Raw genomic sequence first — 10479 nt, 5'->3', positions numbered from 1 at the left:
GTCATACATATGAGAGCTTTTAAAAAATTTGTTTTTCCACTATTTCTGTAATTCTTTATGTTATTACCATTAAATTAACATTCATCATTAGTAAAATTATTTTCTTTTATCGTTCGCAAAAGTACACATTAGCGAACGCCTTGTATATTGGTCTGAACGTATAGTAATGTGCGTTCGTAAACATATAAAAATTGAATGTGAACGTTCTCATTTTTTCATATACTTTTACGAACGGTTTATAGTAGAATGCAGACAGATAGCAGATAAAAGGACTCATATAGGCTTATTTGAACTTCTGCGTGTGATGATCCATTAACTGCTTATGTAAGTAAGATAAGCGAACACTCATTATTAAACCCAATAAAACACTTGATTAAACAGTTTTAATATCCTATAAGGGGGTACATACTTAATACAACATGATAAATAGCATTGTCCTTTTATTGTGACAGATACAACCCTTTTAAAACCCGCTTTATCCTCTCCAACATCAGGGATAAAGTAGAATGGCTTAATCGGACTTCAGCGAGTCTAGATTAAGCCATTCTTTTTAATTTTTCTTTCCTGCAAATCAACGGCCTTTGATAAACGTTTTTTCGGCATATAATTTATCGGATATAACTCAGTTATTAAATTTCCACTTTTATACTCTTGTAATTTCTAATCTATTTTAATGATTTTTCATTTCCAATTGATGAATTAGATGAGTAATCATATCGTTATTCGGGGTTTTAATCCCATATTCTTTTCCATATTCAGAGATTTTACCATTTAGATAATCCACTTCTGTCTGAACACCTTTTGCCAAGTCTTGATGCATCGATGGATAATGCAGTCCCGCCGCACTGTCAGGGAATGCCGCTTTGATTTTTTCTAATGAAGCATCAAAATCTAAATTTATACCACGAGCTGCTGCAACTTCTATAATTTCTTCAATTATTGGGGTGATCATTTCAATTACGGCACCGTAGGCGGCAAATTCCCCAATCCTTTTATCCAAAATTGAACATAAAGGATTTAAGACACTATTTAAGGTTGCTTTAGCCCAAATAGAATGTTGAACGTCGCTACTTATAATAGAGTTTAGGTTAGCTGTGTTGAATATATCGTTGATTTCCTCTGTCATTTTTGACGCAATGCCATCTGCTCTTTGAATCTGGATGCCACCTGATCCTGTTAATACAATTTGTCCCGGTCCTTTGAGTCCAGCGGTCCACATCGTCACTGCCAAGTATATGCGATCCTTGGACACATACTTGGCTAGACGGTCCCCATGGCCTAATCCGTTCATCATAGTGAGGATTGCTGTTTCTGCGTGTATTGAATTTTTTTCATACAATGCTTGCAGCATGTCTTCTGCATACATGGCTTTAGTTAAAATAATGATTAAATCATATGATTCATCTATATCTTCCAATAATTTTGCTTTTACAGGAACTTGATATACTTTATCTTCTGTGTGTACTTCCATTCCTTTTTCGTTAATGGCGTTGACATGTTCCTCCCATTTATCTATGAGTGTTACATCAACACCTGCTTCGTGAAGCTGTATCCCTACTCTACCACCTAGTGCACCTGCGCCTGCTACTGCAATTTTCATTTACTATACATCCTTCCATATTATGATTCTGCTTCAAAATAGAAAATAGTTGGCTTATATATCTTAAGTATTTTGACGAAGAGATAGTGGAATAGGAGTGCTGAAATTAAAGGAACAATAACGTATGCAACGATTACTTTAAATATGACACTCCCAATGCCGCCATCTAACAAAGCCATGGACTGAATTGGACCTACAAAACCCACAAGTCCGAATCCCGCTGATGCAGGGGTGCCCTGGATGTTAAGTAAACCAGAGACAAGCCCCGACACTGCTGCTGTTAAACTTACTGGTAGCAGTAGGATTGGATAGCGGATCATGTTCGGCATCATCATTTTCATCGCCCCAAGTATAACTGCGATGGGCACTCCTATTTTATTTACTTTATACGTGCCAATGAACAACATAATTGCAGCTGAAGCGACTCCAATTGCTGCGGAACCCGCTGCAACCCCCGAGATGCCAATTGCGTATGCTATTGCGACAGTAGAAACAGGTGAGATAATTACTATTGAAAACAACACTGATATAAGAATAGACATAATTATAGGCTGTGTAGTTGTAATACTATTAATCAGTAGCCCGAGTCCAAGGGTAATTGTGTTTACGTATGGTAAAAGTAATATACCAGCTAATCCCGCAATCCCCCCGCCAATAATGGGGAGCAGAATGATACTGAGACTCCCGAGTTTATCTTTGATGATTAACATGATTCCAACTGCAATGGCTGAAGTAATCATCGTGTTAATGAGATCCCCAATTCCTGTTATAATCCACCCGGAATCTGTGAATTCAGCAGCACCTGATCCTACGAAAGCAGCCGTACCCACGACGACTGTTTGTAATGGAGTCATACCAAACTGCATTGCAATCAATACACCGGTCAGGACAGGAATAGTAAATTGAATACCTACGACCACATTTTGAAGCGTAGTAAAAATATCTCCATATTGAGCAAGGTACCCAAACAGCCCTCCGAGGATCGCATTTGGAATTAGACCAACAACAATCGCAAGGGCCACCCCATTGAGTATATTAAACAAGAATTTTTTTGGTGTTATTCTTTCTTTAGCTCCATCCATGTAATTCCCACCTTCTATTTGTGATTTATCTCACAATAAATATACCATTTACTATGCTATCTGACAATCCCCTGAATTAAATTCTGAATTGTCAGTTCTCTCGTTTAATAAAAACCAATCCCTGGTAAATCAAAATAATATTTGCGTTACAATAAAAAGAGAACAATTATTAGAAAGGAAGATTTGAATGGAAGAAGATCAAAAATATTATGGCTATATGAACAAAATTGGGGAGGAGAAAATATCGCTTATATTAGTTGGTGGATAATATTTGTTTTAGGTTTGCTGTCTTATTACTGGTTTTTCTTTGTAGAATACGGCGCTTTTGTCACCGTAATTGGCACATTTATTTGTGGTTTGATTGGAGTGGTAATAGCCGTTACGTTAAAAAAGCGTAACTTCATCATCTTAAGTACTTTTCTTTTTCTTAGCCCCTATCTTATCTTCTTGTTCATAGTTTTGTTCTTAAATTAAGAAGTGGTGGGAGCTGCATAAGAAAATAAATGCAACTAAAAGAACAGTTGCGATATTGGCATTTTGATGGAGCTGTTCTTTTATGCCATTTTAAGTACTAATACTATTGTTTCTGTGAAAAAATATTCTAATAGCGATTTCAATTGAACTAAAGCTTCTACCCATTCCTGAAAACATTATAATATCTATCTCAAATTATGATATATTATAAATAGAACATACGTTCGATTTAATAGGGGGGCGGCTATGTACAATTATCATTTATGTTGTAATAGAGATATTCTTTGTGTGGATCAGAAAAGTTTTTTTGCAAGTGTATCATGCATCTTAAAAGGGCTAGATCCTTTAACTACTAAATTAGCAGTCGTTGGAAATACAAAAAGAAAAGGCTCAGTGGTTCTTGCAGCAACACCTGAATTAAAGAAACTGGGGATTAAAACCGGTTCCCGCTTGTATGAGATTCCTTCACGAAGTGATATTTATATTATAAATCCTTCTATGTAGACCTATATCGAATATTCCACTCGAATTTCTGAAATTGCATTGAAATATGTTCATCCGGAAGACTTTCATCAATATTCCATAGATGAATTTTTTATGGACATTACTGATAGCTATCATTTATTTTCTAATACACCGAAAGCCTTTGCGAAGCGCTTAAAGAAAGAGATTCATGATGCCACACAGATCCAGTGTGCCATCGGCATTGGAGAGAATCTACTATTAAGTAAAGTAGCATTAGATTCAGAAGCAAAACGCATGCCTGATGGTATTTCAGAATGGCGATATCAGGATGTGGATAAAAAATTATGGAATATTAAACCGTTGTCAAAGTTTTGGGGGATCAATAAAAAAAGTGAAATCAAACTCAATCATCGGGGAATTTTCAGTATTGGAAATCTGGCAAATTATCCGTGGCAATATTTAAAAAGAGATTTTGGCATCATTGGTGTGGACTGGCACCTCCATGCGAATGGGATTGATGAAAGTGCAATAAGGGATAAACATATGGTACATCGTCCATCTATTGCGAAAAGTCAGGTGCTACTGCGAGACTATAAATTTAATGAGTTGTATGTCATCCTTTTGGAACACGTTGATGAAGTGACTTACCGTATTAGACGAGCCAAACAGCTCGCACGGACAGTTTCTTTTTCTATCGGTACAAAAGATGGAAAAATATATCGAAAGCAATTTACGATAAAAACAGCGACGAATCATTCGAATAGAATCGTCACATTGATATGGAATCATCTTAAAAAAGTGGCTGATCCATACGAACTATATAGAACAGTTAATATATCACTCACTAATTTGATACCGGACTCAGTGATGCAGTTATCACTGTTTGATACGGATGCAAACTTAAAAGAAGAAAAACTGCACGACACAATTGATAAAATCAAAAGACGGTTCGGAGAAGCCAGCATATTACGGGCGATCAGTCTAACCGATGCATCTACATTAAAGCACCGATCGAACCTTATTGCGGGGCATAAAAAATGATACAATATCATCGTCGCCTATACTTCCTGGGCGAACATCGACCAGGAAGGAGGTGAACACCATGGAACTGATTTTTGTTAACATCATTGCCCCAATTATCGCAGGGGGCATTGTTGCGCTTTTTGTCTATTGGTTAGATAAGCGTAACAATAAGTAGGCGACAATAACCACACCAAAAACCCCCAATCTATGCCAGTAGATTGGGGGTTCGGTGATTCCATGAAACTGATTTTTGTTACTTATATTATATCATTCCAATTAATAAAAATCAAAATACTAAGTGAGACGTTCTTGATATATTTTGTAGCAATGAATTAAATATATTTCGGATATCGTAAATCAGAAACAGGGATAGGGTTATCATTAATGCTCCATATACTTGCTAAATCGTTTTTCCATCTTTTCTTGCAATGCGGAAATAACCATACAAATAGGCCAGTAAATAAGGGCTACAAGAATATACATGGTCATCGAGTCATACGTGCGCCCAGCAACAATTTGCGCCTTTTGAAATAATTCCGGAACTGTAATAACAGCGGCGAGTGACGTTGCCTTCACCAAATCGAGATAAACATTTGTTAATGGCGGGATAGCGATTCGAGCAGCCTGAGGCAAAATGATCTTTCGCATTGTCTGCCAATATCCCAGATTAAGAGCCTTAGCCGATTCCCATTGCCCCTTATCAACACTACTTAGTGATGAACGGTTAATTTCTGCGATGAAAGCCGCGCTATTTAGGCCAAATGCCAGCGAAGCAGCTAAAAAAGCGGACAGTTCAATGCCAATCGCTGGCAGCCCTGCATACAGTATGAACAAAAATACAAGGATAGGTGTTCCGCGCATGAACGATATATAAAGACGTGACGGCCATCTTAAGATAATCCACTTCGAACCGCGCCCCAGAGCCAAAAAGAAACCTAGAACTAAGCCAATAACCATTCCAATAAAGGATACGGTTAATGTGGCTGGTACACCTTCTAAAAGGAATGGAAGACTATCCCATGCTAAATGCCAATCAAACAATCCATTCAACTGAACTTGATCCATTTCTAGGTCAAACACTAATCAATACCCTCGATAGTCCGAATATCGTCATCCGGCTTCTCTGAGACATCTTCCCCGGCAAAAAATTCTTCAGACAGTTCAGTAAGGGTACCGTCTTGTTTCATATCAGTCAAAGTCTTATTAATTTTGTCTTTTAATCTATCAGCATTTTTATCGATAACAGCATGCTGGTTAGATCGATAAAATTTTAAATCTGGCTGAATCGTGACATCCAAATCGGGAAGTGCTTTTAGAGCCAGCAATTGTAAGTAATAATCATTAATCACAACATCCGTTCTGCCATTCTCAACATCTCTTAAATAGACATCATTCGTGACATTTCCATAGGTCTTGACTTCAGCGCCAAATTTACGGGCAATATCGCTGTATACCGTTGTTGCTGCACCACCAGCTGTTTTCCCTTCCAAGTCTTCAAGTGATGTGAAATCATCCACTTCATCGTTACGCACAACCATGGTCGCATAAGAATATTTATACGGCTTGCTGTAGGAAAATTTCTTCTTGGTTTCACCCCTTACTCCGGCCGGCGCCACATCAATCCGCCCTGACTGCAATGCAGCGAACATCTCGTCAAAGCCAAGTTCCTCAAATTGCACATTTAGATCGAGCCGTTTGCCAACCTCTTTCATCACCTCAACATCGTAACCAGTTAAATCATCAGAGTCTTCCGGATAATAAGAAGAAGGATACAGTGTTCCAGGTGTTCCGACAACCAGTTCCCCCTCTTCTTTTATTTTGTCCCATGTGTCATCATTAGCATGATTACTTGTCTGGCCACAGCCCCCTAACACAAATAGGAGACATCCAACGCCTACCAAACACCCCTTTAAACGCAACTTTCTCCCCTCGTTTCTAACACGTTTTATAAAAATTAACACGAATATTGTAAATGCTTTATGTCTTTAAAACAAGGTACTTATCACTTATTGTCAACAACATTAATAACTATACGCGATAAAAAACGGGGGCGTCAATAATTTTGTGTAAATGACCCTATCCCTTTTGAATTTCGTCAGCCAGTGTTTTACTTGTTTAAACTTGTTCCTCCAGCGATTCAAACATCTGCAATAATTCTGGTTTTGCCTTTTTGAAGCCTCTGTGGCACCGCATACCGAACTTATGGTTATATTTCCCATGATTTTTCACTATTTCCAGTGCTGAGAGAGCGATTCTAAGGCAAGTTAGTAATTTTAGATGGATAGTTGTCCATTAAAATGCGCTGTATGCGCCCCAGATTTACAGAATATCGTTTACTTCTAATCCAGATGGCGATTTTTGTTTCGCTTCTGACTTTTCTTTTGAATTCTTTTGAGGGTACTGCTCTTGTGCAATAGATTTTGCGATTTTCCAAGAAGAGATGTCTTTACTATTTGTAGCCTCTTTAGACAACTTATCTAAGACTCGTTCATACTTACTCTGATAATCGATTGTATCAAAATATGTGTCCTTATCTAAAACGACTGGCTGATACTGCATTTTAACATCGTGGGATTGAATATTCGTCAAAATGTCATTAAAATCTTTCACCTGATGCCACGATTTCAAATCACTCGGTTCGCCCAGTTGTTCAAAATTTTGATGTCTCGGAGAAGCAACAAAGTTTTGAACGGTGCGATCACTTTCTCGATGTTCGATTTTATTGTTGATGTGTTCCAACATGAAGCTTTCTCCGCCGACATCACTATCTACCGCAAACACCACATTTTTTGGCGGTTGTTTGGTTTCTTCATAAATCTGTCCGATAGCATGATAATATGTCTGTGGTTTTAACCCAGTCATCGAAACCAGCCGTGCATTTGGCGGATTGTACATACTGACATGGCTTAATAAATCAATCGAGGATTCAAACACATACAGATTTTCCGGCCGTCCATTCGTAATATTGAAGCCCTGCTTTTCATCCGAATTTTTGACGACTTGTTTAAACCGTTTATCAGGTTGAGTGCCTTGCTTATCCATGCCGACGACTTCTTTATTTTTCGCCCACAAAAATACGACATTGTTATTGTGATCTTGCTGTATGAGTTTTTTATCAATGAGTGTATCTACTAAGTCTTCATTGATGCCTCGTTGATTAACGAGGTAATCTTTTGCGACGGAAGTGTCTTCCGACAGCTCATCTGGCCGAAAGACAAAGGGTTCTTGTTCTTTATCGACATTGACTTCTGCGGTTTTGTACTCATCATTTAAAGTGAGTTCTTTAATGGCACTTCTAAAGCTATAATCATGAACACTTCTTAAATAATTGATCGGATTCCCTTTTAAATCTTGTGAGTTCCAGAAGAATGAGTTATTTTGCTTATCAATCACAAAACTGTCATGTTCAGCGAGTTTTGCGTACTTATCAGATACGTGGATGACGACATCGCCCTGCTTTTCAATCACATCAATGAGATCTGCTTTTTGAGCTTGAGTGACCAGTTCCTTTGGTATCGGTTTTCTTTCTTTAAACAGTTGCTGTATCTCTTTTTGAGAGTATTCTTTCATAGTCCTTCTCTCCTCTTTTTTAAGGATCGCCGATTGTAAAATTAAGCTAGACACATAAAGAAAGCCACTCGTGATACACTCAAAATGTATTTCCGACCAAAGAAATCATAGGAGTGATCACGAATGACCTACACCCATCTTAGCACGGATGAACTTGTAATTATAGAATCTTATTTCCATCAGAATGTCTCTGTATCAAAGATTTCAGAACAGATTGGCCGAGCACGTCAGACCGTCCACAATGTGGTCACTTTCCTGAAAGACGGTCACACCGCATTGGATTTCTATAAGCGCTACAAGGCAAACAAGCAGCGTTGCGGTCGAAAACAGACGGTGCTGTCGAATGATCAACGCGCATATGTGGCAGAAAAGGTCGCGCAAGGATGGACGCCGGATGTGATTGTCGGTCGCCGTGAACAGCCGATCAACTGCTCCAGCCGCACATTGTACCGCATGTTCAAGCGCAAAGACTTTGATGTTTCCACCTTGACGATGAAAGGAAAGCGAAAACCCAACGGCCATAAGGAACGCCGTGGGAGACAGGCTTTCAGACGGAAACTCTCTGACAGAAAGACGGACTACCCAGCATTCAAAGAAGAATTTGGACATCTGGAAGGCGATACCATTGTCGGCATCCATCATAAAAGTGCCGTTGTGACACTTGTAGAACGGCTGTCGAAAGTGATCATTACCCTCAAGCCCGAGGGCCGGACTGCAAAGGATATTGAAACAGTCATCAACGCATGGTTCCATCAGATCCCCAGAAATGTGTTCAAATCCATTACTTTCGACTGTGGTAAGGAATTCTCAAATTGGCAGTCAATGAGCAACCGAAATGATATTGATATTTACTTTGCCGACCCGGGCACGCCTTCCCAAAGAGGATTGAATGAACATTCCAATGGACTGCTTCGGAAAGACGGCCTGCCCAAGCATATGGATTTCAACACAGTGGATCAGAGGATGGTTGCTTCAGTAGCCTCCAAGAGAAACCACATACCCAGAAAGTTTTTGAACTACCAGACACCGCTGGAAGCATTTATGAGTTACATGAATGTAGGCAGGCTGTCTAGCTTATTTTGACAAACGAAGAAATGAAAAATAACATATACAGGGGCCATTTCCATCAATGAACGACCCCTATATAATAGTAGAAACACGTTCAATATACTGCCGGACCTCATTAGAATTTTTTTGATTCACTTGGATGAGAAGTCCTGCTCAGCTTATTCAATAAATTTCAAAGTATTCACTATTTACTTGACGTATCTCTTAGAAGTACTACAATGATATTAAATAGAATAAATTTGCACTAGGGGCGTTTTTGTAAACTGAGATGAGGATAACCTCAAACCCTTTGAACCTGATCTAGTTAAAACTAGCGTAGGAAAGTGTTACTTCGATACAGCTAAATATCTATGCCTTTATAGGTGTATATAATTCGCTCTCGATACGTAACCTTCTTACGAAGGTTGCGTATTTTTTTTCTAAAATAGAGGAGGTATTTACTTGGCAAGGACAGTTTTAGTAACAGGAAGTGGCAGAGGTCTTGGTAGATGCATCGTAAAAAAATTGAGTGAAAAAGGCTTTAATGTCATCATTAACTACAATCGCAGCAAATCAGAAGCAGAAGCGTTGCAAAAGCAAATCGGACCCCAAGCAATTTCTATTCAGGCAGACGTTACAAATAGGAAAGAAGTTGAACAGTTAGTTAAAAAAGGGACTGAACATTTTGGGCAGATTGATGTTGTAGTAAACAACGCACTCGTAAACTTCAAGTTTGACCCAACTACTCAAAAAGCATTTAAAGATTTAACCTACAAAGATTATGAACAACAACTAGACGGCACGTTAAAAGCCGCGTTCAACGTATCACAAAGTGCCCTCCCCCAATTCCTAGAGCGAAAAGAGGGTGCAATCATTAGCATCGGAACGAATCTATATCAAAACCCTGTGGTACCATATCACGAATATACAACAGCAAAAGCTGCTTTAATTGGGTTCACCAGAAATGTTGCAGCAGAGCTTGGTCAGCACGGCATCCGAGCAAATATCGTTTCGGGCGGATTATTGAAGACAACAGATGCAAGTGCAGCCACAACACCTGAAGTATTTGATTTAATCGCACAATCCACACCATTGAGGAAAGTCACATCCCCTCAAGATGTTGCGAATATGGTGGTTTATCTTTGTTCCGAAGCAGCAGATGGTATTACGGGGCAGAACATCACGGTGGATGGCGGCCTTACTATGAACTAGGGGGAT

At 38.9% G+C, this 10479-nt stretch carries 8 protein-coding genes, 1 pseudogene and 1 riboswitch; of the genes and pseudogenes, 4 read left to right on the top strand and 5 right to left on the bottom strand.

Translation table 11 applies throughout. The annotated features are described in order from the left end of the window. Positions 1-670 precede the first annotated feature (670 nt). Positions 671-1600, bottom strand: coding sequence for a 2-dehydropantoate 2-reductase (locus tag ABD734_RS11380; protein ID WP_344704405.1), 930 nt, complete (start codon positions 1598-1600; stop codon positions 671-673). 20 nt (positions 1601-1620) lie between these two features. Then, positions 1621-2682, bottom strand: a complete 1062-nt coding sequence (locus ABD734_RS11375; RefSeq protein ID WP_115337949.1) for a PTS sugar transporter subunit IIC — start codon at positions 2680-2682, stop codon at positions 1621-1623. A gap of 720 nt (positions 2683-3402) precedes the next feature. Here ABD734_RS11375 and ABD734_RS11370 point away from each other — a divergent pair. Further along, positions 3403-4662 (top strand): annotated as a pseudogene (locus tag ABD734_RS11370) (Y-family DNA polymerase). A gap of 61 nt (positions 4663-4723) precedes the next feature. Further along, positions 4724-4819, top strand: a complete 96-nt coding sequence (locus ABD734_RS11365; protein ID WP_344704402.1) for a type I toxin-antitoxin system Fst family toxin — start codon at positions 4724-4726, stop codon at positions 4817-4819. A gap of 206 nt (positions 4820-5025) precedes the next feature. Here the strand turns inward: ABD734_RS11365 and ABD734_RS11360 are convergent, their stop codons facing one another. From ABD734_RS11360 to ABD734_RS11350, 3 genes are all read right to left on the bottom strand, one after another. Then, the gene (locus ABD734_RS11360) at positions 5026-5709 is read right to left on the bottom strand and encodes an amino acid ABC transporter permease (RefSeq protein ID WP_425568423.1); all 684 of its coding nucleotides are present in this window, start codon (positions 5707-5709) and stop codon (positions 5026-5028) included. Between the two features lie 14 nt (positions 5710-5723). Next, positions 5724-6563: a transporter substrate-binding domain-containing protein gene (locus ABD734_RS11355; protein ID WP_344704398.1), complete on the bottom strand. Its 840-nt coding sequence runs from the start codon at positions 6561-6563 to the stop codon at positions 5724-5726. 400 nt (positions 6564-6963) lie between these two features. Beyond that, positions 6964-8214, bottom strand: a complete 1251-nt coding sequence (locus ABD734_RS11350; RefSeq protein ID WP_344704396.1) for a DUF3991 domain-containing protein — start codon at positions 8212-8214, stop codon at positions 6964-6966. A 123-nt stretch (positions 8215-8337) separates the two neighbouring features. Between ABD734_RS11350 and ABD734_RS11345 the strand changes: the two genes are divergently transcribed. Continuing rightward, positions 8338-9297, top strand: coding sequence for an IS30 family transposase (locus ABD734_RS11345; protein ID WP_344704394.1), 960 nt, complete (start codon positions 8338-8340; stop codon positions 9295-9297). A 221-nt stretch (positions 9298-9518) separates the two neighbouring features. Next, a riboswitch (TPP riboswitch) is annotated at positions 9519-9621 on the top strand. A 102-nt stretch (positions 9622-9723) separates the two neighbouring features. Continuing rightward, positions 9724-10473 (top strand): 3-oxoacyl-ACP reductase, encoded by a 750-nt coding sequence (locus tag ABD734_RS11340; RefSeq protein ID WP_344704392.1) that lies wholly within the window; start codon positions 9724-9726, stop codon positions 10471-10473. Positions 10474-10479: the final 6 nt, after the last annotated feature.

This window comes from Salinicoccus jeotgali (genome assembly GCF_039538805.1).
GTDB lineage: Bacteria > Bacillota > Bacilli > Staphylococcales > Salinicoccaceae > Salinicoccus > Salinicoccus jeotgali.
This window is presented reverse-complemented; position numbering and strand designations above follow the sequence as displayed.

Bases quoted from the DNA above. Each gene is read 5' to 3' on its own strand.
- ABD734_RS11380 (WP_344704405.1), bottom strand. From the start codon at position 1,600: ATGAAAATTGCAGTAGCAGGCGCAGGTGCACTAGGTGGTAGAGTAGGG.
- ABD734_RS11375 (WP_115337949.1), bottom strand. From the start codon at position 2,682: ATGGATGGAGCTAAAGAAAGAATAACACCAAAAAAATTCTTGTTTAAT.
- ABD734_RS11365 (WP_344704402.1), top strand. From the start codon at position 4,724: ATGGAACTGATTTTTGTTAACATCATTGCCCCAATTATCGCAGGGGGC.
- ABD734_RS11360 (WP_425568423.1), bottom strand. From the start codon at position 5,709: ATGGATCAAGTTCAGTTGAATGGATTGTTTGATTGGCATTTAGCATGG.
- ABD734_RS11350 (WP_344704396.1), bottom strand. From the start codon at position 8,214: ATGAAAGAATACTCTCAAAAAGAGATACAGCAACTGTTTAAAGAAAGA.
- ABD734_RS11345 (WP_344704394.1), top strand. From the start codon at position 8,338: ATGACCTACACCCATCTTAGCACGGATGAACTTGTAATTATAGAATCT.